This is a genomic window from Telluria sp. PB2R4 (assembly GCF_059685695.1).
Genome location: NZ_JCASIC010000007.1, coordinates 106,284 through 131,596 on the forward strand (window position 1 = coordinate 106,284; position 25,313 = coordinate 131,596).

Consider the following 25,313-nt stretch of genomic DNA (forward strand, 5'->3'; position numbering starts at 1 on the left):
ACGGGTTCCTAGCCGCTGGGCATTTGCACGCCAGCCTTGCGCTGGCTCATGGCCGGCGCATAGCTAGCGGGCTGGACAGTATTCACGGGATTGTTAAAGTAATTCTAACAATTCGGAATGGAGAGCTGCCATGCCCGCCTTCGTTCACCTACGCCGCTTGTGCAGCGTTCTCGCTGCAAGCTGGCTCCTCCTGGCGCCACCGCTGCATGCGCAATCGGTGGCCCTGACCTTCGATGACGGTCCGTCGCTGGCCACAACCCCCTTACTTTCGCCCCAGGCCCGCAACGAGGCGATGCTGGCGGCGCTGGCGAAGCACGGCGTGACGGCAGCGCTGTTCGTTACCGCCGGCTTCGGCGCCCACCGGCCCGAGGGATTGGCGCTGGCAGTCGCGTGGGGCCAGGCCGGACACATCATCGCCAACCATACGATGACCCATCCGGACCTGGACGACCCCGCGGTCACCCTCGCGCAGTACCAGCAGGAAGTGCTCGACTGCGACCGCGTCATCGCGGCGCTGCCCGGCTACCGCAAATGGTTCCGCTTCCCCTACCTGCGCGAAGGCGGCACGCTTGACAAACGCGAGGGCATGCGCGCCTTCCTGGGTCAGCAGGGCTACCGCAATGCCCATGTCACCCTCGACACCGCCGACTGGCGCCTGAACGGTGAAATGCTCGCGGTGCTGCAGAAGGATCCGCAGGCCGACATCGAGCCGTTCCGCCAGGCCTACCTGGCGCAGGTTCGCCAGCGTGCGCTGGTCTTTCACGAGCTGGCCCAGCGCCTCCAGGGCCGCGACCTGCCGCTGGTGGCGCTGATGCACCATAACTTGCTCAATGCGCTGTGGCTGGACGACGTGATCGGCGTGTTCAAGGACATGGGCTGGACCATCACGACCCCGGCGCATGCCTATGGCGCCAGGGTCCATCAGCTGGGGCCGAAGCCCCAGCCGCAGGCGCCGATGCTGCCCTAAGGCAGGGCTTGCGGCGGCGGCGGCGTTCCCGAACGCGCCACCCAGTCCACCAGCGCATCGAGCACCGCGCGCCCGCGGCCGTTGCCGGCGTCCTCGCTGTTGACCATCGCGACGAACACGTTCTGGACCCCGTTCGCATCGGGCACATAGCCCGCCAGCGCCACCACGTTGCGCAGCGTGCCGGTCTTCAGGCGCGCCCGTCCCGCCGCCGCGCTGCCCTGCAGGCGCCGGCGCAGGGTGCCGTCGATGGCGGCGATCGGCATGCTGGCCTGGAACTCCGGCGCCCAGTTGCTGCGCAGGCCGGCCTGCAGCAAGTAAGCCATCTGTTGCGGGGTGATGCGCTCGCTGCGCGACAGCCCCGAGCCGTTCTCGATCACGAAGCCGGTGTCGTCGATGCGCTGGCCGCGCATCCATTCGCGCACGGCGGCATCGGCGCGCGCGCTGGTCGCCTCGCCGTTCGCCGGGATGGCGAAGCTGCCCGCCGCCGGATCCGGCTGCAGGCTGCCCAGGCTCAGGAACAGCGTGCGCGCCAGCAGGTTATCCGAGGGCTTGTTGGTGTCGCGTACCAGTTCCGGCAGGGTGCGCGAGCTGTGCTCGGCGAGCAGGGTCGATTCCAGTGGCGCGGCGCCGGCCACGACCTTGCCGCTGAACTTCCCGCCCAGCTCCTTCCACTTCTGGCGGAACAGGCGGTCGATGTAGTCGTCGCGCTCCAGCACGTTGATGCTGTAGCTGCGCGCGCAGTCTTTCGGGAAGCTGCCGTGCAGGACGACCTTGATGCGGCCATCCTTCTGGCGCACGGCTTCCGGCAGTTTCCAGCCGTCTTCCCACTTCGAACAGTCGGCGTCGACCAGGGTCATGCTGGAAGCGATGCTTACCCGGTCGAGCGCCGGCTGCATCTCCAGCTTCAGGCGCTTAGCCGTAGAGCGCATGTCGATCTGCAGCATGTTCTTGTTGACCAGCAGCGCGTCCGGGATCACGTTGTAATACGCCTCGGGCGACTCGTCGAAGGGCGGCAGGCCCACATCCATGCGGGCAGGCTGCCACAGGCTGCGGTCCAGCACCAGGTCACCCTCGATGCGGCGGATACCCTGGTAGTGCAGGGCGCGCAGCATGTTCTCCAGGTCTTCTCCGGAGAAGTCGGCATCGGCGCCGCCCTTCAGGATCAGGTTCCCGCGCAGGACGCCCTTGTCGATGCTGCCTGCGGTGCGCAGCTCGGTTCGGCCGCGGAAGACGGGGCCGAGGCGCTCGAGGCTGACCATGGTCGTCACCAGCTTCATGGTCGATGCCGGCTGCATCGGGCGATCGGCCTGGTGCGACAGCAGCACGCTGTCGCCCTTGAGCACCAGCGTGGCCAGGGCATCTTCCGGCAGGCCCTGCTGCGCCATCACCTGGGCCACCGGAGCAGGCAGCTGGGCGTGGACGCTGCCGAATGCAGCGCAGAGCAAGGCAGTGAGGGCGAGACGGCGCAGCATGAAGATTCCTTTAACCGAAGAAGAGATAGGCGACAAAGATGGCGCCGATGACGCCGGCCAGGTCGGCCAGCAGCCCGTAGCCGATCGCATAGCGGGTCTTGCGGATGCCGACCGAGCCGAAATACAGGGCCACGATGTAGAAGGTGGTGTCGGCCGCGCCCTGCAGGATGCTGGCCAGGCGGCCCACAAAAGAGTCGACGCCGTAGGTGGTCATCGCATCGATCATCATGGCGCGCGAGCCGCTGCCCGACAGCGGTTTCATGAGGGCGGTCGGCAGTGCGCCGACGAAATCGGTCGGCAGGCCGAGCTGGGTGAAGACCCAGGCGAAGCCGCTCACGATGATGCCGAGGATGCCCGAGTTGCGCACCACGCTGATCGCCACCAGCATGCCGACCAGGTAGGGAATGATCTTCAGCGAGGTCTCGATGCCGCCCTTGGCGCCTTCGATGAAGGCCTCGAACACGTTGACCTTCTTGAGCAGGGCCGCGCTCATGAAGGCGGCGATAATCGAGAACAGGATCAGGTTGGCGGCCACCACCGAGAACAGTTCGATCTGGGCCTTGTCGAGGAAGATGGTGATGTAGGCGACCATGGCCGCGATCAGCGCCGTGATGCCGCCGATCCAGCCGAACACGACCGGGTCGAGCAGGTTGATGCGCTGGCGCAGGCTGACCGCAATGATGCCGGTCATGGTCGAGCAGTAGGTCGCGATCAGGGTCGGAATGAAGATATCGGCCGGGTTGGCGGCGCCCAGGATCGCGCGCTGCGCCATGATTGCCAGCGGAATGATGGTCAGGCCCGAGGTCTGGATCACCAGGAACATGATCTGGGCGTCGCTGGCCTCCTCCTTGTGGGGATTGAGCGTCTGCAGGCTCTCCATGGCCTTCAGGCCAAAGGGCGTGGCGGCGTTGTCCAGTCCCAGCATGTTGGCCGAGAAGTTCATCACCATGTGGCCGTTGGCCGGATGCTCCTTCGGCACGCCCGGGAAGATGCGCGAAAAGAAGGGGGCGATGATGCGGGCGAACAGGTTGATGGCGCCGGCCTTTTCGCCGACGTTCATGATCCCCAGCCACAACGTCATGACGCCGGCCAGCGGCAGGGCGATGTCCATCACCGCCATCTTGGCCGACGAGAAGGTGCCGTCGATGATGCGCTTGAAGATCTCGGTGTCGCCCAGGAACAGCCACTGTGCGAGCGCGGCGATGAAGCCGACGAGGAAGAAACCGGTCCAGATGTAATTGAGTGCCATATAAATGCCGCCGCTGAGGTCGTACGATTGTGCAGCGAGAGTATAGGCTGGGAATAAGCTGCGCAGATGAAAGAATGCGTCTGCACCATGTTTAAAAGTTATGAGGACGTGCTATGCCGTGTGGTTCGGATTTGCTCAGAAGCATGCGAATCAGGGCATAATCTTTTCTCCCATTCGCGCTTACCAGAGAAGAGAACAGCATGCATCGCCCATCTCGCCTTAGCCGGTTCAGCCTTGTTTTCATCCTTGGCGCCGCAGCCGCCGTGCATGTTTACGCCCAGGCGCCGGCCACGGGCCGTGCCGAGCGCGTCGCCGCGCTGCTCCCCGAGATCGACAAGATGTACACCGAGCTCGCCGCCAAGGAGCACCTGCCCGGCCTGGTGTACGGGGTGGTCCTCGATGGCAAGCTGGTGCACGTCCGTTCGCTCGGCCTGGCCGATGTGGCGCGCAAATTCCCGGTGACGGGTTCGACTGAATTCCGCATCGCCTCGATGAGCAAGAGCTTCGTGGCAATGGCGGCGCTGAAGCTGCGTGACAATGGCAAGCTGCGACTCGACGATCCGGTCGCCAGCTACCTGCCCGAACTGCGCGGCGTGCAGCTGCCGACCCTCGATTCGCCCGCCCTGACGATTCGCCAGCTGATGACCATGACCACCGGGCTGCCCGAGGACAATCCCTGGGGCGATCGCCAGATGGCCGTTCCCAACGCCAGGCTCGAGAAGCTGATTGGCGCCGGGCTGTCGTTTTCCAACGCGCCCGGGCAGACCTTCGAGTACAGCAACCTCGGCTACATTATGCTGGGCAAGGTGGTGAGCAAGGCGTCCGGCATGCGTTTCCAGGACTACGTCACCCGCCAGATCCTGCAGCCGCTGGGCATGAGCAACACGCGCTGGGAATATACGGAGGCCGCGCCGGGCAAGCTTGCGCTGGGCTACCGCTGGGACCGCGATCACTGGGAGCTTGAACCGATCCTGCCCGATGGCGACGGCGCCGCGATGGGCGGGCTGATCACGACGGCCGATGACTTCGCGCGCTACATCGCCTTCCACCTCGATGCCTGGCCGGCGCGCAACGATCCGGATCGCGGGCCGCTGCGCCGCGCCACGGTACGCGAAATGCATTTGCCGCAGGTGTTTACCGGCTTTGCCGTCAAGGCGACCTTGAGCGACAGGAAGACGCCGAATCCGCGTATGCATTTCTATAACTACGGCCTGGACTGGACGCGCGACAGCCGCGATGTGGTGACGGCCGGCCATTCGGGCGGGCTGCCCGGCTTTGGCAGCCAGTTCCGTTTCGCACCGGACCATGGCGTGGGGGTGTTTGCCTTCACCAACCTGCGCTACGGGCCGGTATACGGACCTACCAACAGGGTGCTGAGCATGCTGGTCGAGCGCGCCGATCTCGGTCCGCCGCCCATTCCCGTATCGCCCATCCTGGCGACACGCCATACGCAGGTGGCGCAACTGGTGCAGACGTGGGACGCCGCGCTGGGAAGCGCGATCGCGGCCGAGAACCTGTTCCTCGACCGCTCGCGCGCAGACTGGATCGTGCACGCGCGCGAAAAGCTGGCCCCGATCGGCAGGATCACCTCGGTCGGCCCGATCAAGGCCGACAACGCCTTGCGCGGCAGCTTCCCCTTGATCGGCGAGCGCGGCACCGTGAACGTCAGGTTCACGCTCACCCCCGAACGCGAGCCCAGGGTCCAGGAGATCGAGCTCACGCCGGCCAAGCAACCATGAGATTTCGCTCCAGCGCCGCCGCCCTCCTGTTCCCCCTGCTGTGCGCCGGCAGTACAGGCGCGCAGCCCCAGGCGCAGCCGCCAGAAAAAGTGCTGCGCATGTTCCTGTCCACCAGCGAGACCGGGCTGGACCCGGCCGTCGCGTCCGACAATGCCACGCTGTCGCTGCTGGAAAACCTGTTCGACCCGCTGCTGCGCTACGACTACCTGGCGCGCCCGGCCAGGCTGCGCCCGAACACCGCGCTCGCCATGCCGGAAGTGAGCGCGGACGGCCTCACTTACACCTTCCGCATCCGCCCCGGCATCCATTTCACGCCGGACCCGGCCTTCAAGGGGGGGAAGCGCGAGATGACGGCCCAGGATTACGTCTACAGCATCGAGCGCCTGTCCGACCCGGCGATCCGGTCGCCCTGGTCCGCCATGTTCGAGGGGGTGGCCGAACTGCGCGCACTCGACCGCCATACCCTGCGCATTCGCCTCAAGGCCCCGGACAACAACTTCCTGTTCTACCTGGCCATCCCGGCCAGCGGTGCGGTGGCGCGCGAAGTGATCGAAGCCTATCCGGGCCAGGCCGGCAATCACCCGGTCGGCACCGGTCCCTTCATGGTGGGCGAGTGGAAGCGCAGCGACCGCATCACGCTGCTGGCCAATCCCGATTCGACTGCCGTATTCCAGGCCACGCCGGGCGACAATCCAGAAGACAAGGCCATCGCCGCCGCCTTGACGGGCAAGCGCCTGCCGCGCGTGGACCGGGTCGAGGTGCGTATCGCCGAAGAATTCCAGGGCCGCATGCTCGGCTTCCTGAACGCCGAATACGACTATCTGGAACAGATCCCCGAGTCGATGACCGACATGGTGGTGCGTGACGGCCAGCTGAAGCCGGAACTGGCGGCGCGCGGCATCGTGCTGTCGCGCTTTCCCGTGCTGCAGACCTACTACATGTGGATGAACATGAACGACCCGGTGGTCGGCGGCTACGGCAAGGACCGGGTGGCCTTGCGCCGTGCAATCTCGCTGGCCTACAACAATGCCGAGGACATCGCGCTGCTGAAGAAAGGTTTCGCGATCAAGGCCGAGTCGCCGCTGCCGCCCAATGTGCTGGGCTACGACCCCGCCTACCGCAGCCCGGTGCCCTACGATCCGGCGCTGGCCAATGCGCTGCTGGACCGTTACGGCTACACCCGGCGCGACCCGGACGGGTTTCGGCGTAGTCCCGACAACAAGCCGCTGACGCTCACCATGCACAGCGAAGCGACGGTCGGCGGCCGCCTGCGCGACGAACTGTGGCGCAAGTGCCTGAACGCGATCGGCCTGCGGGTGGCGTTCAAGTCGGACAAGAAGACCGAGATCATCAAGGCCTCGCGCCTGGGCACGGTCCAGATGTTCGAAAGTAACTGGATCGCCGACTTCCCCGACGGCGACAACTTCTACCAGCTGCTGTACGGCCCGAACGCCGGCCGCGCCAATTATTCACGCTTCAACCTGCCGGCCTATAACGTGCGCTACGAAGCGGCGCGCCGGCTCACCGACGGGCCCGAACGCCAGAAGCTGTATTTCGAGATGAACCAGCTGATCCACGCCTATAACCCCTGGGTGCCGCTGACCCATGTTTTATCGGGAGATTTGCGTCATCCGTGGTTGAAAAACTACAAACGCCACCCGGTTGAATTCACGGCCTGGCGTTATCTGGATGTCGATGTTGCGCAAAGGGCACGCTCTGCCAGAGGGGCGCGCTAGTTTTCGTGAGTTTTTCCTAAATAAAACATTCCCCTTAGTTATACTGGCCGCCGGATATTTCATTGGATAGCGCCCCGTTGCTGCGCATACTCTGAAATCGAAAAGTAACGTAATGCCAAGACATTACGACATCGAAAGCCGGCCAGGAAGCCCATGGCCGCCAAGGGAAAACGTTAGGAGAAACGCGTGAAGTTAAAGAAGCTCGCCCAATTGATTGCCCTCATCGGCGCGGTCAGCCCGGCCATCGCACAAACCGTGCAAACGACCGGCCCGATGCAGCGTGTCGAGATTACCGGTAGTAGCATCAAGCGCATTGCCAAGGAAGGCGCGCTGCCGCTCGAGATCATCACCGCCAAACAGCTGGAAGCGCAGGGCATCGTCAGCGCCGAGCAGCTGATCGCGACGCTCAACGTCAACGGCAACGGCTCCGACAACCTGGCCTCGAACGCCGACGTCACATCCGGCGCCCAGCGCGGCAACAACGGCGCCTCCTCGGCCAACCTGCGCGGCCAGGGCGCCGACTCGACCCTGGTGCTGCTGAACGGCCGCCGCATCGCGACCCACGGCATGAAGGGTTCGGCGGTCGACCTGAACTCGATCCCGATGTCGGCGGTCGAACGCGTGGAGGTGCTGAAGGACGGCGCTTCCGCGATCTACGGCACCGATGCGATCGGCGGCGTGATCAACTTCATCCTGAAAAAGAACTACAAGGGCCTGGAGACCCAGGCCTTCGTCGACGTCACCGAGGCGGGCGGCAGCGAGATCGGCCGCGCCTCGATCACCGGCGGCTGGGGCGACCTGCAGACCGACGGCTGGAACGTGCTGGCCACCTTCGCGCACCGGGAAAACAAGGCCCTGCGCGGCGACCAGCGCGACTTCGTGAATACCTTCCAGCCGGATCGCGGCGTCTCGGTCGATACCCGCGGTTCGCCGAGCGGCAACGTGTTCGCCACCACGATTGCCCCGACCCTGCTGTCGCGCACCGGCACCGGCCCGACCATCCCAGGCGGCGGCACCACCACCTATAACGGCATCAGCATCCTCGACCTGCCGGGCGGCGCGGGCTGCGCCAGCATCGACGGCATGGGTCCGTACGACGAGAAGCTGTGGAACAGCGCCGGCTCCGCCTATGGCTGCGCCTGGGACACCGGCCGTGCTGCCGTGCTGCAGCAGCCGGTCAAGAACAGTAACGCGCTGGCGCGCGCCACCTTCCAGTCGGGCGACCACCAGTTCTTCATCGAAGGCGTGGGCTCGAATGTCGAAGTGGCCAAGCGCTTCTCGCCGAACCAGATCTCGCCGGGCACCACCACCTTCAACGCCACCTCTTTCTATCCGAGCACCGGCGCGGCCTACAACACGGTGTATAACCAGCTGGTCAAGGTCTTCCCGAGCATCGCGGCCAACTACGGCCTGCCGATCGCCTACCGCTGGCGCTGCATGGAGTGCGGCAACCGCGAGATCGTGACCGAGTCGAAGGCCGCGCGCTTGCTGGTCGGCGCGGATGGTCCAGTGAACCTGTTCGGCCGTACCTTTGACTATCGCGTCGGCGCTTCGCGTGCCTTCAGCGAGTCGGAATCCAAGCTGGGCACCGGCTACAACTACACGGTCGCCCTGGCCAATGCCCTGGGCACCGGCAAGATCAACCCCTTCCTGCTGCCGGGCGAAAAGCAGTCGCAGGAAGCGATCGACCTGATCAAGAGCACCTCGGCTGCCGGCGTCGTCATGTACGGCGGCAGGACCACCCTGACCCAGGTCGACGGCGCGCTGTCGGGCGAGCTGTTCAAGCTGCCGGCCGGTACCGTGATGGGCGCGGTCGGCTTCGACCTGCGCCGTGAGGGATACGAGTTCAATGGCGACAAGCGCGCCGCGGCCGCGCGTCCGGTGATCCTGAACGCGCCATTCGACGACCCGAATGCGCTCGATGGCGTGCACCGCGACATCAAGGCGGTCTACGCCGAACTGCTGGTCCCGGTCATCAACAACCTGGACGTGACGCTGGCGATCCGCCGCGACCACTACAGCGGCATCGGCAGCACCACCAACCCGAAGATCTCGTTCCGCTACCAGCCGATCCCGCAGCTGCTGTTCCGCGGTTCGTACAACGAAGGCTTCCGTGCCCCGTCGTTCAACCAGCTGTACAACGGCATTACCGAGTCGCCGTACGCCGGCAAGGACCTGGTCGACCCGGCCAAGTGCCCGACCGGCCTGGTCGACGCGACCAAGCCTGGCTGCGAATCGATCACTCCGAACATCTACACCGGCGGCAAGAGCAACCTGGGTCCGGAAACCGCGAAGCAGGGTACGGTCGGCGTCGTGATCGAGCCGTTCAACTGGTTCTCGGCCAACGCCGACATCTGGGAAGTGCGCAAACAGAACACCATCGACTCGTTCAGCACGGCGACCATGGTGGCGAACTACAACCTGTTCCAGGAGCAGTTCATCCGCGACGCATCGGGTAACATCGCCGTCATCGACCAGCGCTGGGTCAACGCCGGCGAACGCACCACCCGCGGCCTCGAGCTGGGCGCCCGTTTCAACGGCAAGTTCAACACGGGTGCGCAGTGGACCGCGGGCATCGACGGTTCGCGCCTGCTGGAGAAGAAGTCGCGCGCCACTACCAATGCCGAGTTCGGCAAGAGCGAAGTGGGCCGCTTCACCTTCACCGGCGACCTGGGCCTGAAATGGAAGCACAGCGCCTACGTGACCTACAAGCAGGGCAACTGGAGCAGCATGCTGCAGAACATCTACCGTTCGGGCTACGACGACCAGGTGCTGCCGGGCGTGGCCAACGGCCTGGTGAAGCCGGCCAACTACAACCCGAAAGTGGACGATTACTCGATCTTCCACCTGACCACGACCTACACCGGCTTCAAGAACTTGTCGCTGACCGCGGGCATCAAGAACATCCTGGATGAAGATCCGCCGTTCGCGATCACCTACGACAGCAATACCGGCGCCGGCAGCTCGTGGGAACCACGCGTCGCCGACCCACGCGGCCGCTCGTTCACCCTGATGGCGACCTACAAGTTCTTCTAAGCTGATTACTTGGTTGTCACACCTGACGGCCCGCGGTCGCGGAGGCGCAAGCTTCCACGGCGCGGGCCGTTTTTCTTTGCGGTGCCTATTCGTATGACACTCAGCCGACGCGGCTTCGGCGCCCTCGCCGCAGCCGCCCTCTCCACGCCCGGCCTCGCCGCCGCCGCCCGGCGCACGCCCGCGCGCCATATCAAACCCCCACGCCTGCGCCCCGGCGACCTGGTCGGCCTGATCGCCCCGGGCGGCTACGCCGGCGACAGCACCATCGAAAAATCGGTGCGCAACATCGAGGCGCTGGGCCTGCGCGTCAAAGTGGGCACTTACATCAGGGCCGTGCACGGCAACTATGCCGGCGCGGTCCAGCAGCGCCTGGCCGACCTGCACGCGATGTTCGCCGATCCCGAGGTGAAGATGATCTGGCCGGTGCGCGGCGGCTCAGGCTGCATCTCCCTGCTGTCGAAGCTCGACTACGGCCTGATCCGGCGCAACCCGAAAATTTTGCTCGGCTACTCCGATATCACGGCGCTGCACCTGGCCATCCACAACAAGACCGGCCTGGTGAGCTTCCATGGCCCGGTGGCCTCGTCGACGCTGGCCGACTATTCGCGCGAGCACATGATGGCCGTGCTGTGCGATCCGCAGCCGCGCTATACGATCCCGATGGCGCCGGAGAACGCCCTCAAAGCGCAGACCATGCCGCATTTCGGCATCCGCACCCTGACCTCGGGTACGGCCACCGGCCCGCTCCTGGGGGGCAACCTGTCGATCGTTGCGGCGCTGTGCGGCACGCCCTATGAGGCCGACTTCCGCAACGGCCTGCTGTTCCTGGAAGAGGTGGACGAGGCGCCCTACCGCCTGGACCGCTGGATGACCCAGCTCGACCTGTCGAAGGGTTTCGCGAACGCGGCCGGTGTCATGGTGGGCGTCTGCGAAGACTGCGCGCCCGAGGAGGGCAGGCGCTCGCTGAGCCTGGACGAGACGTTTGAGCAGCACCTCAAGCCCCTGACCATTCCGGCGGTGACCGGCTATTCGATCGGCCACATCCGCCACCAGTTCACCCTCCCGGTGGGGATCAGGGCCCGGCTCGACACGGCGAGCCAGACCCTGACCCTGCTCGAACCCGCCGTCTCCTGAAGATCAGTAGGGTGGGCGACTCCACCCGACCCGGGGAAAGCCTGCAGCAGACGTGCCGCCCGCGCGTTCAATTCTCGTTCGCGCAGAGAGAGAGCGGCTGTTCGCCGTGTGGTTGAACGCGTGGGCGGCATCTGGGGCGCAGGCCTGCATAACGCCGGGTGTAGCCGCCCACCCTACAAAAGCACCGGCGGCGATTGGGGAGTCAAAGCCGGATGCTCATCGATACTTCGCCGACCTCGGCACCGCCGATGCGGTAGCGGTCGGGCACTTCGCCGGTGACGTGGAAACCGGTGCGCGCATAGAGTGCACGGGCCTTGTGGTTCTGCGACAGCACTTCCAGGTCGACCCACGCGAACGGCGGCGTAGCCCGGGCCCAGGCCAGGGCCGTGTGCACCAGCCGCGTGCCAAGGCCGGCGCTGCGCAGGTCGTGGCGCACACCCATGCCGAGCAGGGCGCGGTGCGGCGCGGTGGCCTCGCGGCCGCGTAGGTCGATGTGGCCGGCGATGGCACCAATCTCATCGAGCGCGATCCAGACCTGGCGCCAGCCCGGCTGGCCGACCGGCGTCGCCATGCCGGCAGCGAAGCGCTCGCGCATCGGCGCCGGCACGTCCGCATCCGTGGGCGCCATCGGCTGGAACAACACGCCGTCGCGGCCGTTCTCGGCCAGCTGTTCGCCCAGGTAGGCGAACAGCGCCGGCAGGTCGCCGGGGGCCGCGAGACGGATGCCGACCAAGGGTGAGGTCAAAGCGCGCGTGCGATCAGGATCTTCTGGATGTCGCTGGTGCCTTCGTAGATCTGGCACACGCGCACGTCGCGGTAGATGCGCTCGATCGGGAAGTCGGCCACGTAGCCGTAGCCGCCGAACACCTGCATGGCGCTGGAAACCACGCGCTCGGCCATCTCGGAGGCGAACAGCTTGGCCATCGCGGCTTCCTTCAGGCAGGGCAGGCCCGCGTCCTTCATCGACGCCGCATGCAGGATCAGCTGGCGCGCGGCCTCGATCTGCATCGCCATCTCGGCCAGGCGGAACTGGACCGACTGGTGCTCGAAGATCGGCTTGCCGAAGCTCTCGCGCTCCTTGGCATACGACAGCGCCGCTTCATAGGCCGCGCGCGCCATGCCGACCGATTGCGAGGCGATGCCGATGCGGCCGCCCTCCAGGCCCGACAGAGCGATCTTGTAGCCCATGCCTTCCTCGCCGATCAGGTTCGCAAGCGGGACGCGGCAATTCTCGAACACGATCTGCGCGGTGTCCGAGGAGTGCTGGCCCATCTTGTGTTCAATGCCGGCGACGATGTAGCCGGGTGTATTCGTCTCTACCCAGAACGCGCTGATGCCCTTCTTGCCGGCCGCCTTGTCGGTGACCGCCATGACGATGGCCACGTCGCCGTACTTGCCGCTGGTGATGAACTGCTTGGTGCCGTTGATGACGTAGTGGTCGCCGTCCTTCACCGCGGTGGTGCGCAGCGCCGCGGCGTCGCTGCCGGTGTGCGGTTCGGTGAGGGCAAAGGCGCCCAGCATCTCGCCCTGCGCCAGCGGGCGCAGGAAGCGTGCTTTTTGCTCTTCGTTCGCATACATCATGGCGATCGAGCACACCGGGCAGTTGTTGACCGAGATGATGGTCGAGGTGCCGCCGTCGCCGGCCGCGATCTCTTCCAGCACCAGCGCCAGCGACACGTAGTCGAGGCCCGCGCCGCCGTATTGTTCCGGCACCGCGACGCCGAAAGCGCCCAGTCCGGCCAGTTCCTTCAGCTCGTCCTTCGGGAAGGTATGGTCGCGGTCCCAGCGCGCGGCGTTGGGGGCCAGGCGCTCCTGCGCAAAGCTGCGCAGGGCGTCGCGGATCATCTGGTGTTCGTCGCTCAGAATCATGGTGTCTCGTTGTTTGTTATGCGTTGTGGTTTACCACGGGATCGGCGTGCCGTCGTGGTCGAGGAAAGCGCCGTTGCTGGATTTGTCCAGTTTGGCCAGGGTCGCGCGCAGGTCGCGCACGCTCTGTTCCGGCGTGAGGGTGGCGCCGGCACCGCCCATGTCGGTTTGCACCCAGCCCGGGTGGAAGGACAGGCAGGTGACGCCCTGTGCGCCATAGGTGATGGAGGCGTCCTTCAGCACCGAGTTGAGCGCGGCCTTGCTGGCGCGGTAAAGGGTTCCTTCGGTCGCGCTGCGCGCGCCGATCGAACCCATCTTCGAGGACAGCACCGCCAGCTTGCCGCGGGTGTCGGCCAGCAGCGGGCCGAGGATCGGGATCAGGCGCATTGCGGCCAGCACGTTGGTGTGCATGACGGCGTCGAATTCGGGACCGGTCGGGAAGCTTGATCCCGACGGGCCATACACGCCGGCCACCAGCCAGGCCACGTCGACCTGTTCGTCGTCGAGCCGCCAGCCCAGTGCGGCGATCGAATCGGCACTGGTTACATCAAGCTGGTGGGCGGTCGCGCCCATGTGCCCCAGTTCGTCGCAATCTTCCTGCTTGCGGGCGGTGGCGATCACGCGCCAGCCGTCTTCGCGGTATTGGCGCACCATTTCGTGGCCGATGCCGCGCGAGGCGCCGAGGATCAAAGCTGTTGGCATAGCAAGCTCCTTATGTCGGGTTTCGTAGGGTGGGCGGGTCTCCCGCCCACGCGTTCAAATCACAGTGCTGCGGCCTGCACGGCTATCTTATGGCTGGTTGAACGCGTGGGCGGCAAAGCCGCCCACCCTACGTATCGCGATTCAATTCATACCACGATCCGTATTAAACCAACTCGATCGCCATCGCGGTTGCTTCACCGCCGCCGATGCACAGCGATGCCACGCCGCGCTTGCCGCCGGTGCGCTTCAGCGCGCCCAGCAGGGTGACGATGATGCGCGCGCCCGAGGCGCCGATCGGGTGGCCCAGGGCGCAGGCGCCGCCGTGGATGTTGACCTTGCTGTGCGGGATATCGAGGTCGCGCATCGCCGCCATCGGCACGGCCGCAAACGCTTCGTTGATCTCGAACAGGTCGACGTCGCCGGCAGTCCAGCCGGTCTTCTTGAACAGCTTGTGCATCGCGCCGATCGGCGCGGTGGTGAACAGGTTCGGTTCCTGGGCGTGGGTAGCGTGGCCGAGCACGCGCGCGATCGGGGTCAGGCCGAGCTCCTTGGCCTTCGATTCGCGCATCATCACCAGCGCGGCGGCGCCGTCGTTGATCGACGAGGACGACGCGGCGGTGACGGTGCCGTCCTTCTTGAAGGCGGGTTTCAGCGACGGGATCTTGTCGACCTTGGCTTTCAGCGGGCCCTCGTCCTTCTCGACCACCAGCTCGCCGGTACGGGTCGCGACCGACACCGGCGCCACTTCCCAGGTGAACCAGCCTTCGTTGTTGGCGGCTTGCGCGCGCTTGACCGACTCGATCGCGAAGTTGTCCTGCTCTTCGCGGGTGAACTGGTAAGTGGCCACACACTCTTCGGCAAAGGTGCCCATCGAGCGGCCTTCGCCGGTCTTCTCGTTGCGCGAGTAGGCGTCTTCCAGGCCGTCGAGCATCATGTGGTCGAACATCGGCGCGTGGCCGATGCGGTAGCCGCCGCGCGCCTTCGGGATCAGGTAGGGCGCGTTGGTCATCGATTCCATACCGCCCGCGACGACGATGTCGGCGCTGCCGGCCACCAGCTGGTCATGGGCGAAGATCGCGGCCTGCATCGCCGAGCCGCACATTTTCGACAGGGTCACGGCGCCGGTCGACAGCGGCAGGCCGGCCTTGATCAGGGCCTGGCGTGCCGGGGCCTGGCCCTGGCCGGCCATCAGGCAGTTGCCGAAGTAGACGTGCTCGACGCTGTTGGCATCGACGCCGGCGCGCTCGACCGCGGCCTTGATTGCCACCGCGCCGAGGTCGCTCGCCGACTTCGACGAAAAATCGCCCTGGAAGGCGCCCATCGGGGTACGGGCGGCGCCGACGATAACGACTGGATCATTCATTGTGTAGGTTCTCCAAAGTGGGACAGAAGCGAATCTGTTGGGGATAAGGGAAGACGTCGTCGACGACGCCCGCCAGGATGCGGTCCTTGTGGGATTGCCAATAAGCGCGGGTCAGGAGCTCCGCGTGGTGCTGCATGAAATGCTGCCGGATGGTCGGATTCCCAAGGAGGAAACGGCCGAATTGTTCCGGAAAGACGTCGTGCTTGCCGATCGGGTACCAGGGCTCGGACGCCATCTCGTCTTCTTCGTTGCGCGCTTCCGGGATGTCGCGGAACTGGCAGTCGGTCAGGTACTCGATTTCGTCGTAATCATAGAACACGACGCGGCCGTGGCGGGTGACGCCGAAATTTTTATACAGCATGTCGCCCGGGAAGATGTTGGCCGCCACCAGGTCCTTGATCGCATTGCCATATTCGATCACGCCATGCGCGATGCGTTCCTCGTCGCCCGCGGCCTGGGCCTCGGACAGGTAGATGTTCAGCGGCGTCATGCGGCGCTCGATGTAGAGGTGGCGCACGATGATGCGCTCGCCTTCGATCTCGACCAGCGAGGGGGCGAACTGCTTCAGCTCGTTTAATAACTCTTCCGAAAAGCGCGCCAGCGGGAAGGCGACGTCGGAATATTCGAGCGTGTCGGCCATGCGCCCGACGCGGTCGTGGTGCTTCACCAGGAGGTATTTTTCCTTGACCTGGGCGCGCGTGGTGTCCTTGGGCGGCGGATAGAAATCCTTGATCGCCTTGAATACGTAGGGGAAGGAGGGCAGCTCGAACACCAGCATCACCAGGCCGCGGATGCCGGGCGCGCTGCGGAACAGGTCGGAGCTGTGCTTCAGGTGCTGCAGGAAGTCGCGGTAGAACAGGGTCTTACCCTGCTTTTGCAGGCCCAGCACGGTATAGATCTCGCTGCGCGGCTTGCGCGGCATCAGGCTGCGCAGGAAACCGACGTAGGCCGATGGCACCTCCATGTCGACCATGAAGTAGGCGCGCGTGAAGCTGAACAGCAGGGTGATGTGGTAGACCTCGAGCAGCACCGTGTCCAGCACCAGCATCCCCCGGCGGTCGTGCAGCACCGGAATCACGAAAGGATAGTCGCGCGGGCCGTTGACGACGCGGCCGACGATGTAGGCGCCCTTGTTGCGGAAGAAGGGGTTGGATAACACCTGCAGCTGCAGGTTCGGTTCCGCACGCGCCAGCCCGAAGGCCTCGGCCATGCGCGCCTCGACGTGCGCGATGTCGCGGTCGAGGTCGGCGAAGGGCAGGTCGAACTGGAAGTTGGTCATCACCCGGCGCAGGGCGAAGCGCAGGCCGTCGGCCGCGGGGTAGTAGACGCGGTAGGTGGGCTGTGGCTCGTCGGTCTCGATGTACTCGGTGGAGATCACCGGGCGCACGAAGATGTAATCGTTATGGTAATAGCTGCGGTGCAGGATGATGCAGCTGACCGAGTTGAAGAAGGTTTCGGCCAGTTCCGGCTGCTTGTGGCCTGCCAGTAGCCCAATGTAGTGCAGCTTGGTTTCGCGCCAGACCGGGTCCAGCAGTTCTTCGGGCCGGTACTGGTCTTGCAGGACATGGACGCATTCCTGCACGCGCTGGTCGTAGTAATCGATGCGCTCGCGCGCGGCGGCCTGGGCGGTGGCCCAGTCGGCGGTCTCGAAATGGCGCCGTGCGCCCTGGCTGGCCTGGCGGAACAGGCGGTAATGCTTGTCGAAGCCGTCCAGGATGGTGCGCGCGATGTCGAAGGCGATCTGGGAAGACAGCAGTTTGGGGAACGCTTGCTGGGTCATCGTTCGTCTCGCGCGGCAATATGCGAATATTGTAGTGCAACGTAGGGTGGGCGGCTTCGCAGCCCACGCGTTCAAATCACAGCAGCATTGGGGCAACGCATGCTCTTGCTGGACGCGTGGGCGGGAGACCCGCCCACCCTACGAACGGCATACGCTATCGATCCTGCCTTACATCGTCTCGCCAAACAACTCGCGGCCGATCAGCATGCGGCGGATCTCGCTGGTGCCGGCGCCGATTTCGTACAGCTTGGCGTCGCGCCACAGGCGGCCGACCGGATACTCGTTGATGTAGCCGTTGCCGCCCAGCGTCTGGATCGCTTCGCCGGCCATCCAGGTGGCCTTCTCGGCGCTGTACAGGATGGCGCCGGCGGCATCCTTGCGCAGGGCGCGCACGGCGGCGGCGTTATCGGCGCGGTCGCAGGCCTGGCCCACGGCGTACACGTAGGCGCGGCAGGCCATCATGGTCGAATACATGTCGGCGATCTTGCCCTGCATGAGCTGGAACTCGCCGATGGCCTGGCCGAACTGCTTGCGCTCGTGGATGTACGGCACCACCGCATCCATGCAGGCCGACATGATGCCCAGCGGACCGCCCGACAGCACGGTGCGCTCGAAGTCCAGGCCCGACATCAGGACGTTCACGCCCTTGCCGAGGCCGCCCAGCACGTTCTCGACCGGCACTTCGCAGTCCTGGAACACCAGTTCGCCGGTGTGCGAGCCGCGCATGCCCAGCTTGTCGAGCTTTTGCGCGATCGAGAATCCCTTGAAGCCTTTTTCGATCAGGAAGGCGGTCATGCCGCGCGGGCCGGCTTCCAGGTCGGTCTTGGCATACACCACCAGGGTGTCGGCGTCCGGACCGTTGGTGATCCACATCTTGGTGCCGTTCAGGACGTAGCGGTCGCCGCGCAATTCGGCCTTGAGCTTCATGCTGACGACGTCGGAGCCGGCATTCGGTTCGGACATGGCCAGAGCGCCCACGTGCTCGCCCGAGATCAGCTTCGGCAGGTACTTGCGCTTCTGCTCTTCGGTACCGTTGCGCTTGATCTGGTTGACGCACAGGTTCGAGTGGGCGCCGTAGGACAGGCCGACCGAGGCCGAGGCGCGCGAGATTTCTTCCATGGCGATGATGTGCGCCAGGTAGCCCATGTTGGCGCCGCCGTATTCATCGCCCACGGTGATGCCCAGCAGGCCGAGCTCGCCCATCTTCTTCCACAGGTCCATCGGGAACTGGTCGCTGCGGTCGATCTCGGCCGCGCGCGGGGCGATTTCGGCTGCCGCGAACTGTTGTACGGCTTCGCGCAGCGCGGCGATGTCTTCGCCATGGTCAAAGGTCAGGCCTGGGAGATGCAGCATGGTCGTCCTCACGTGAACGGTGGTGGTTGAGCAGAAAGTAAGAATGAATCATACTCGCCTCTTACGTTAACGTAAACGTCAACTAGATGGCGAAAAAAAGCGGGGCAGCAATCCCCGCGCTGGCCTCAGGCGGCGTCCTGGCGCTCGCTGGTTTCCGCCAGCAGGCGGCGGCATTCTTCCTCGTGGGCAGAAATTTCTTCCAGTGCCATCTCGATGTCGGCGCGCTGCTGTTCCAGGGTCACGCGCTGGTGGGCCAGCACGCCGAGGAAGCGGTCGATCTGGGCGGCGGTGTCGCGGGGCGACTCGTACATGTCGACGATGCTTTTGATTTCCGACAGCGTCAGGCCAAGGCGCTTGCCGCGCAGGGTCAGTTTCAGGCGGGTGCGGTCGCGCGGGGTGTAGACGCGGCTGCGGCCGCCCACGCCTTCGCGCTTGGGACTGAGCAGTCCCTGGTCTTCATAGAAGCGGATGGCGCGGGCAGTGATGTCGAATTCGCGGGCCAGTTCGGCAATGGTGTAGGTGACCATGGTTCTCTACGGGTACAGGAAAGCAAAAAGACGGAATCGCTTACAATCGATGCCTGCGCATTCCGTTTACGTTAACGTTAATGGCATTGTAGCGTGCCCGCCTATCGACGAATACGAAAGTTTTCCATGAACCCGCTCGAAGCCCAGCTCGATTACCCTTTAGGCGACACCATCCCGGCGCCCGGCATGGTCCAGGAGCTGGCCCCGGGTATGTGCTGGATCCGCATGCCCCTGCCATTCGCGCTCGACCACATCAACCTGTGGCTGCTGCGGGACGAACTGGACGGGCGCAGCGGCTGGAGCGTGGTCGACTGCGGCGCCGGTACCGACGCCACCCGCGCGGCCTGGGAACAGGTGCTGGCCGAGGGTCTGCAGGGTGCGCCGCTGCTGCGCGTGTTCGCCACCCATTGCCATCCGGACCACGTTGGCCTGTCCGGCTGGCTTGCCAGCCGCTTCGACGCCCCCTTCGTGACCACGACCGGCGAATTCGCCTTCGCCCGCATGATGGCCGCGGCGCTGCCGGGCGTCGACGGTCCGTCGGCGATCCCGCACTTCGAGCGCCACGGCCTGGTGGACCCGGACATGCTCGAGCAGATGCGCAGCCGCCGCAGTTACTATCCCTCGCTGGTGCCGGCGGTGCCGGAAGCCTATACCCGCCTGCAGGACGGCGACCTGGTCCGGGTCGGCGGCATTGGTTGGCGCGTGATCACGGGCTTTGGCCATTCGCCTGAACACGCCTCGCTGTATTCCGAAGAACTGAATGTCCTGATTTCCGGTGATATGGTGTTGCCGCGGATTTCGACCAACGTGTCGGTGTTCGCGGTCGAGCCGGAAGGCAACCCGCTCGAGCTCTACCTGGAGTCGCTGAAAAAGTTCACAAAATTGCCGGAGAACACGCTTGTCCTGCCATCGCATGGCAAGCCCTTCCGCGGCCTGCATATGCGTATCAAGCAGCTGGAGGAACACCATGCGGCGCGCCTGGCCGAGGTGCTGGCTGCCTGCGTCGAGCCGAAGTCGGCAGTGGATATCGTGCCCCTGATGTTCCGCCGTCAGCTCGACGCCCACCAGCTGAGTTTCGCTCTGGGCGAGGCCCTGGCCCACCTGCATAAGCTATGGCGCGACGGCATGCTGCGCCGTACCCGGGACAGCGACGGCATCATCCGTTTCCGACTCGCCTGAGCCCGCATTCCTTACCGGCTGGTGCTCACCAGCAAGTATAATTGTTGCATGCAATCGTGCGGCAATGTCATACTTTTTCCTTTAGGATATATTTTTAATTCCCCAAATGGGGAATTAGGGTTAATATTTCCGATTCGTAAAACATGCAAATTCTATTAAATAATCACATCTTTGTTACTTGTTGAAGGTATGATTGTTCGTTGGGGCTTCTCAACAATAGGATGCCGGGCCGACCAGATCGGCCGTTCGCACATAAAAAGTAAGCAATGCAATGAATTCAACCAATGAACGGGAGAGCTTCAGTGAGCGCCTGCAGCAGGCGCTGAAGAATGCCCACTACTCGCCCGATAGTCCGACCCGCCTCGCCAGGGAATTCAACATCCGTTTCGAAGGCCGTCCAATCACCGTCCATGCCGCGCGCAAGTGGCTGGTCGGCGAAGCCATTCCTACCCAGGAAAAGCTGCGCATGATCGCCCAGTGGCTGGGCGTGCCGGCCGACTGGTTACGCTTCGGTGGCGCCGAACATGCGGCCGCCGGCAGCGACGCAAATAGCGGCAGCGCCCGTTTCGAATCCGCCGACGTCAAGCTTATTGCAGATTTGCAACGCCTGGATGAGCACCATCGCCAGCTCGCACGCGAGTTCATTCGCATGCTCGTTAGAATGAATCACCAGAAGCCCGAGCAAAAATAGTTTCGTAATTGCACTTTTCGTGACCTCCGGAACGCACAAAATGCCGGAGCTGGTTCATAATCACTTCAGTGGCGAGCGGATCCGCCGTCACTGGGTCACGTCAAGGAGCAGTCGCCGTATGCGAAACAATTACGCCAACACCGCCCAGCTCAAGGAACTGATGACCGCACCGCCAATGACGGCGGCGCGCCATGCCGAGGTCATGCGAGAACGCAATGCCCGGCGGCGGATGATCGAAGAAGCACGCGAGGCGAAGAAGGCCGACGATCCGTTCGACGGCGAGAAGCGCTGACAAGCAGCGTCAGACGTTCGGACTCAGACGTCCTGCGCGTCTTTCATACCGCCCCAGCGCGGGGCATGGGCGTTTTCAAACCCGAGCAGGTCGACCACCCGGTCGACGGTGTGCTCGACCATCTCTGCGATGGTGGCCGGGCGATGATAAAAGCTCGGCAGGGGCGGAAACACGATGCCGCCCATTTCCGTCACGGCGGTCATGTTGCGCAGGTGCGCCAGGTTGAACGGCGTCTCGCGCACCATCAGCACCAGCCTGCGCCTTTCCTTCAGCATCACATCCGCGGCACGCGTGACCAGGTTGTCAGACAGCCCATGGGCGACCGCCGCCAGGGTCTTCATCGAACAGGGTGCGATCACCATGCCGTCGGCTTGGTATGAACCGCTGGCGATCGAGGCGCCGATGTCGCGGTTGCGATGGACGACATGGGCCAGTGCTTCGGCGTCGCGCCGCTGCAGGCCGAGTTCCTGGTGCAGGGTGAGGGCGGCGGCGTCGGACACCACCAGGTGGGTCTCGACGCCGGGCGCCGCGTGCAGCCGCCGCAGCAGCTGCACGCCATACGTCGCGCCGGTCGCGCCAGTGATGGCGACGATGATCCGGCGTGGACGTTCGGCCATGATCAGCCGTTCTTCAGCAGGGTCAGCAGTTCGCCCGATTCGTACATCTCGTTCATGATGTCGGAGCCGCCGATGAATTCGCCGCGCACGTAGAGCTGCGGGATGGTCGGCCAGTTCGAGTAATCCTTGATGCCCTGGCGGACTTCGGCGTCCTCGAGCACGTTGACGGTGGCGATGTTATCGACGCCGCAGGCTTTCAGGATCTGGATGGCGCGGCCCGAGAAACCGCATTGCGGGAACTGGGCGGTTCCCTTCATGAACAGCACGACCGGGGTGTTGGTCACGGTGTCTTTGATCCAGGTTTGAACGTCGCTCATGTGTGTGCCTTCAGTGGGAATGGATAAGATGCCGACATTTTATAAGAATTCGGCAGGGCGGGCATGCCTGTAGGCCTGACTGTGACAATCCACGCGTTTTTTGCCGAAAATCGCCGCTATGATGGTCCGCATGCCATTCACACGGAAGTCATCATGACCGACTACCGAGGTTTTGCTTCCATGCCCTCGCCCCTGCTGTGGATCATGACGGCGCTGTTCGTCATCCCCGGCATGGTTGATCTCACCGGAATCCTCCACGATCCGCCGGAAGACGTCATGCTCAACGTCGCCGAGCTGCTGACCGGTTTGTTCCTGCTGTACTGCGCGGTGCAGGCATGGCGCGGCCGCCGCAGCGATATCGCCTCGACCCGCACGACCATCATCGGCTACGCCTGCTTCGGCCTGTTCGGCCTGTGTTTCCTGGTGAAAGTCGGCACGGCCGCGGCGCGCCTCTACGCCTGAGCCGGGCCTGACTGCGGTATGATCGCGCGGATTTCTTTCATTCCAGGTCTTCGCCATGCAACAGCCACCCCGCCGCGGCCCCAGCGCCACCACCAACTTCCTGATCGCCGCCCTGCTGGGCATTCCCGGCGTGATCAACCTCGTCGGCGGCGCCATGCGCGGCGGCGTCGGTGAAATCATCTGCGGCCTGGCGGCGCTCGGCTACGCCCTGCTGCTGGTGCGCGACGCGCTGTCCATCCGCAAGACCGGCCGCCCGGCCATGCCGCAATCGCGCATGATCCTGACGGGCTTTGGCTTCCTGAGCGTGTACATGGTGGGGCTGTACCTCAAGCACGCCGGCTGAGGCCTTACTTCTTCAGCTTGGCGAAGGCCGCCGCCATCGCACCTCCGGCATTCTGGGCCGGACGCTCCTGGCGTTGATCCTGGCGCTGGTGCTGGTTGAAGCGCTTGCGGTCATCGCGGTCGCCGCGCTGCTGCGGCTGCGCACCCGGTTGCGGCGCGGTGTCGCTCAGGCGCATGGTGAGCGCGATGCGCTTGCGCTTGGGATCCACTTCCAGCACCTTCACCTTCACCACCTGGCCGGCCTTGACCACGGTATGCGGGTCCTTGACGAAGGTGTTGGACAGCGCCGAGATGTGCACCAGGCCATCCTGGTGCACGCCGATGTCGACAAAGGCGCCGAAGGCCGCCACGTTGGTGACCACGCCTTCCAGGATCATGTCCGGGCGCAGGTCGGAGATGGCTTCGACGCCTTCCTTGAAGGTGGCGGTGGTGAATTCCGGACGCGGGTCGCGGCCCGGCTTTTCCAGTTCCTTCAAGATATCGGTCACTGTCGGCACGCCGAATTTTTCATCGGCATACTTGGCCGGGTTCAGCGACTTGATGAGCGAACTGTCGCCGATCACCGCCTTCATGTCGCGCTTGATATCGCCGAGGATCTTTTCGACCACCGGATACGACTCGGGGTGGACCGCCGAGGCGTCGAGCGGGTTCTCGCCATTCATCACGCGCAAGAAGCCTGCCGCCTGCTCGAACGTCTTGTCGCCCAGGCGCGGCACCTTCTTCAGCGCGGCGCGCGAGGCGAACGCGCCCTTCATGTCGCGGTAGCTGACGATGCTCTGCGCCACGCTGCTCGATAAACCCGAGACGCGCGCCAGCAGCGGCGCCGACGCGGTGTTCACATCCACGCCCACCGCGTTCACGCAGTCCTCCACCACGGCGTCGAGCGAACGCGCGAGCTGGGTCTGCGACACGTCGTGCTGGTACTGGCCGACGCCGATCGACTTCGGGTCGATCTTCACCAGCTCGGCCAGCGGGTCCTGCAGGCGGCGTGCGATCGACACGGCGCCGCGGATCGAGACGTCCAGGTCCGGCAGTTCGCGCGAAGCGAATTCCGAGGCCGAGTACACCGAAGCGCCGGCTTCCGACACGACGATCTTGGTCAGCTTGAGTTCCGGGCGCTGTTTGATCAGGTCCTGGGCCAGCTTGTCGGTCTCGCGCGAGGCAGTGCCGTTGCCGATCGAGATCAAGGACACATTGTGCTTCGCCGCCAGCTGGCCAAGTGTGTGCAGGGTGCCGTCCCAGTCGTTGCGCGGCTGGTGCGGGTAGACGGTGGCGGTGTCGACCACCTTGCCGGTGGCATCCACCACCGCCACTTTCACGCCGGTGCGCAGGCCGGGGTCGAGGCCCATGGTGGCGCGCGGGCCGGCCGGCGCGGCCAGCAGCAGCGCCTTCAGGTTGCGCGCGAAGACCCCGATCGCATCGAGTTCGGCCTTCTCGCGCAGCGCGCCCATCAGCTCGGTCTCGATGTACATGAAGCTCTTCACGCGCCAGGTCCAGCGCGCGGTGTCCAGCAGCCACTTGTCGGCCGGCCGGCCCGCGCCCTTGATGCCGAAGGCGGCGCAGATGCGGCTTTCGCAAGGGTTGTGCGGCGCGTCCCACTTCGGTTTTTCGGGTTCCGAATCGAGACGCAGGGTCACGTCCAGCACGCCCTCGCGGCGGCCACGCATCAAGGCCAGCGCGCGGTGCGAAGGGATGGTGGACAGGGTTTCGGAATAATCGAAATAGTCGGCGAACTTCTCGCCCTCGTCTTCTTTTCCGGTGACGACCTTCGATTCGACCACGCCGTGCTCCTGCACGTATTCGCGCAGCGACCGCACCAGGGTCGCGTCTTCGGCGAAGCGCTCCATCAGTATCTGGCGCGCACCGTCGAGCGCGGCCTTGGTATCCGGCACGCCCGGGTTGGCGCCGCCGTCCGCGTTGGTGAAGGCCGCGCGCAGGTAGCCCGCTGCCAGCTCGTCCGGATTCAGCGACGGATCGCCAAGCAGGGCGTCGGCCAGCGGCGCCAGGCCGGCTTCGATCGCGATCTGCGCCTTGGTACGGCGCTTCTGCTTGTAGGGCAGGTACAGGTCTTCGAGGCGGGTCTTGTCCTCGGCATGCGCAATCGCGTCGAGCAGCTCCGGCGTCATCTTGTTCTGCTCAGTGATCGACGCGATGATCGACGTGCGCCGGTCTTCGAGCTCGCGCAGATAGCGCAGGCGCTCTTCCAGGAGCCGCAGCTGGATGTCGTCGAGTCCGCCGGTGGCTTCCTTACGGTAGCGCGCGATGAAGGGCACGGTGGCGCCTTCGTCGAGCAGGGCGACGGCGGCGGCTACCTGGGCCGGTTTGGCGGACAGTTCGAGGGCGAGGCGTTGTTCGATGGATGGCAGCATGGTGCGGAGCAGGACACGTGTGTCTCTAAAAGGTCAAGCAAACAATGATACGCAAACGCAGGGGATACGCCAGTCTTGACAGCGTCACTTGAACATGCGAGAACAGTCGGCTGCACGCGT

The 25,313-nt window shown here is 64.8% G+C and carries 22 protein-coding genes; 10 read left to right on the top strand and 12 right to left on the bottom strand.

Going from position 1 to position 25,313, the window contains the following annotated elements:
* Window positions 1–130: 130 nt before the first annotated feature.
* Entirely contained in the window at window positions 131–967 is an 837-nt protein-coding gene (locus AC56LU_RS13445; protein WP_497176108.1) for a polysaccharide deacetylase family protein, read from the top strand.
* On the opposite strand, the gene dacB is transcribed toward AC56LU_RS13445, so the two are convergent.
* Both dacB and AC56LU_RS13455 read right to left on the bottom strand, forming a co-directional pair.
* Complete coding sequence (gene dacB / locus AC56LU_RS13450) at window positions 964–2,439, bottom strand: D-alanyl-D-alanine carboxypeptidase/D-alanyl-D-alanine endopeptidase (RefSeq protein WP_497176109.1); 1,476 nt, start codon at window positions 2,437–2,439, stop codon at window positions 964–966. The two genes, AC56LU_RS13445 and dacB, sit on opposite strands and share 4 nt — an antisense overlap.
* Before the next feature lie 10 nt (window positions 2,440–2,449).
* Window positions 2,450–3,688, bottom strand: coding sequence for a nucleoside recognition domain-containing protein (locus AC56LU_RS13455; protein WP_497176110.1), 1,239 nt, complete (start codon window positions 3,686–3,688; stop codon window positions 2,450–2,452).
* Window positions 3,689–3,888: 200 nt separating this feature from the next.
* Here AC56LU_RS13455 and AC56LU_RS13460 point away from each other — a divergent pair, with 200 nt between their 5' ends.
* The 4 genes from AC56LU_RS13460 (at window position 3,889) to AC56LU_RS13475 (ending at window position 11,333) form a co-directional block, all read left to right on the top strand.
* The gene (locus tag AC56LU_RS13460) at window positions 3,889–5,427 is read left to right on the top strand and encodes a serine hydrolase domain-containing protein (RefSeq protein ID WP_497176111.1); all 1,539 of its coding nucleotides are present in this window, start codon (window positions 3,889–3,891) and stop codon (window positions 5,425–5,427) included.
* Window positions 5,424–7,163, top strand: coding sequence for an ABC transporter substrate-binding protein (locus tag AC56LU_RS13465; RefSeq protein WP_497176112.1), 1,740 nt, complete (start codon window positions 5,424–5,426; stop codon window positions 7,161–7,163). The genes AC56LU_RS13460 and AC56LU_RS13465 overlap by 4 nt, the downstream gene beginning before the upstream one ends.
* Before the next feature lie 186 nt (window positions 7,164–7,349).
* Window positions 7,350–10,199 (top strand): TonB-dependent receptor domain-containing protein, encoded by a 2,850-nt coding sequence (locus AC56LU_RS13470; protein WP_497176113.1) that lies wholly within the window; start codon window positions 7,350–7,352, stop codon window positions 10,197–10,199.
* A gap of 93 nt (window positions 10,200–10,292) precedes the next feature.
* Complete coding sequence (locus AC56LU_RS13475; RefSeq protein WP_497176114.1) at window positions 10,293–11,333, top strand: S66 peptidase family protein; 1,041 nt, start codon at window positions 10,293–10,295, stop codon at window positions 11,331–11,333.
* Window positions 11,334–11,535: 202 nt separating this feature from the next.
* On the opposite strand, the gene AC56LU_RS13480 is transcribed toward AC56LU_RS13475, so the two are convergent.
* The 7 genes from AC56LU_RS13480 to AC56LU_RS13510 all read right to left on the bottom strand — a co-directional run bounded on the left by AC56LU_RS13480 (window position 11,536) and on the right by AC56LU_RS13510 (window position 18,924).
* A complete protein-coding gene (locus AC56LU_RS13480) occupies window positions 11,536–12,078 on the bottom strand; it encodes a GNAT family N-acetyltransferase (RefSeq protein WP_497176115.1) in 543 nt (180 codons plus the stop codon).
* Window positions 12,075–13,202, bottom strand: a complete 1,128-nt coding sequence (locus AC56LU_RS13485) for an acyl-CoA dehydrogenase family protein (RefSeq protein ID WP_497176116.1) — start codon at window positions 13,200–13,202, stop codon at window positions 12,075–12,077. Before AC56LU_RS13485 ends, AC56LU_RS13480 begins: the two co-directional genes overlap by 4 nt.
* A gap of 30 nt (window positions 13,203–13,232) precedes the next feature.
* Window positions 13,233–13,901: an SDR family oxidoreductase gene (locus tag AC56LU_RS13490; RefSeq protein WP_497176117.1), complete on the bottom strand. Its 669-nt coding sequence runs from the start codon at window positions 13,899–13,901 to the stop codon at window positions 13,233–13,235.
* 163 nt (window positions 13,902–14,064) lie between these two features.
* Window positions 14,065–15,264, bottom strand: a complete 1,200-nt coding sequence (locus tag AC56LU_RS13495; protein WP_497176118.1) for an acetyl-CoA C-acyltransferase — start codon at window positions 15,262–15,264, stop codon at window positions 14,065–14,067.
* Window positions 15,257–17,044, bottom strand: a complete 1,788-nt coding sequence (aceK, locus tag AC56LU_RS13500) for a bifunctional isocitrate dehydrogenase kinase/phosphatase (RefSeq protein WP_497176119.1) — start codon at window positions 17,042–17,044, stop codon at window positions 15,257–15,259. Before aceK ends, AC56LU_RS13495 begins: the two co-directional genes overlap by 8 nt.
* 168 nt (window positions 17,045–17,212) lie before the next feature.
* Window positions 17,213–18,397, bottom strand: coding sequence for an isovaleryl-CoA dehydrogenase (locus AC56LU_RS13505; RefSeq protein ID WP_497176120.1), 1,185 nt, complete (start codon window positions 18,395–18,397; stop codon window positions 17,213–17,215).
* A gap of 125 nt (window positions 18,398–18,522) precedes the next feature.
* On the bottom strand, window positions 18,523–18,924 hold the full coding sequence (locus AC56LU_RS13510; RefSeq protein ID WP_497176121.1) for a MerR family transcriptional regulator: 402 nt from the start codon (window positions 18,922–18,924) through the stop codon (window positions 18,523–18,525).
* A gap of 126 nt (window positions 18,925–19,050) precedes the next feature.
* Here AC56LU_RS13510 and AC56LU_RS13515 point away from each other — a divergent pair, with 126 nt between their 5' ends.
* From AC56LU_RS13515 to AC56LU_RS13525, 3 genes are all read left to right on the top strand, one after another.
* Complete coding sequence (locus tag AC56LU_RS13515) at window positions 19,051–20,103, top strand: MBL fold metallo-hydrolase (protein WP_497176122.1); 1,053 nt, start codon at window positions 19,051–19,053, stop codon at window positions 20,101–20,103.
* Between the two features lie 271 nt (window positions 20,104–20,374).
* Window positions 20,375–20,794: a hypothetical protein gene (locus AC56LU_RS13520; protein WP_497176123.1), complete on the top strand. Its 420-nt coding sequence runs from the start codon at window positions 20,375–20,377 to the stop codon at window positions 20,792–20,794.
* Between the two features lie 118 nt (window positions 20,795–20,912).
* Window positions 20,913–21,086: a hypothetical protein gene (locus AC56LU_RS13525; RefSeq protein WP_497176124.1), complete on the top strand. Its 174-nt coding sequence runs from the start codon at window positions 20,913–20,915 to the stop codon at window positions 21,084–21,086.
* Between the two features lie 23 nt (window positions 21,087–21,109).
* On the opposite strand, the gene AC56LU_RS13530 is transcribed toward AC56LU_RS13525, so the two are convergent.
* On the bottom strand, window positions 21,110–21,703 hold the full coding sequence (locus AC56LU_RS13530) for a UbiX family flavin prenyltransferase (RefSeq protein ID WP_497176125.1): 594 nt from the start codon (window positions 21,701–21,703) through the stop codon (window positions 21,110–21,112).
* A gap of 2 nt (window positions 21,704–21,705) precedes the next feature.
* Complete coding sequence (gene grxD / locus AC56LU_RS13535) at window positions 21,706–22,020, bottom strand: Grx4 family monothiol glutaredoxin (protein WP_497176126.1); 315 nt, start codon at window positions 22,018–22,020, stop codon at window positions 21,706–21,708.
* Between the two features lie 153 nt (window positions 22,021–22,173).
* On the opposite strand from grxD, the gene AC56LU_RS13540 reads away from it, so the two are divergent.
* Window positions 22,174–22,482 carry a hypothetical protein gene (locus tag AC56LU_RS13540; protein WP_497176127.1) on the top strand — a complete coding sequence of 103 codons (309 nt, stop codon included), beginning with the start codon at window positions 22,174–22,176 and terminating at the stop codon, window positions 22,480–22,482.
* 55 nt (window positions 22,483–22,537) lie between these two features.
* The gene (locus AC56LU_RS13545; protein ID WP_497176128.1) at window positions 22,538–22,825 is read left to right on the top strand and encodes a hypothetical protein; all 288 of its coding nucleotides are present in this window, start codon (window positions 22,538–22,540) and stop codon (window positions 22,823–22,825) included.
* 4 nt (window positions 22,826–22,829) lie between these two features.
* Here AC56LU_RS13545 and AC56LU_RS13550 read toward each other — a convergent pair whose 3' ends face one another.
* Window positions 22,830–25,193, bottom strand: coding sequence for a Tex family protein (locus AC56LU_RS13550; RefSeq protein WP_497176129.1), 2,364 nt, complete (start codon window positions 25,191–25,193; stop codon window positions 22,830–22,832).
* Window positions 25,194–25,313 lie beyond the last annotated feature (120 nt).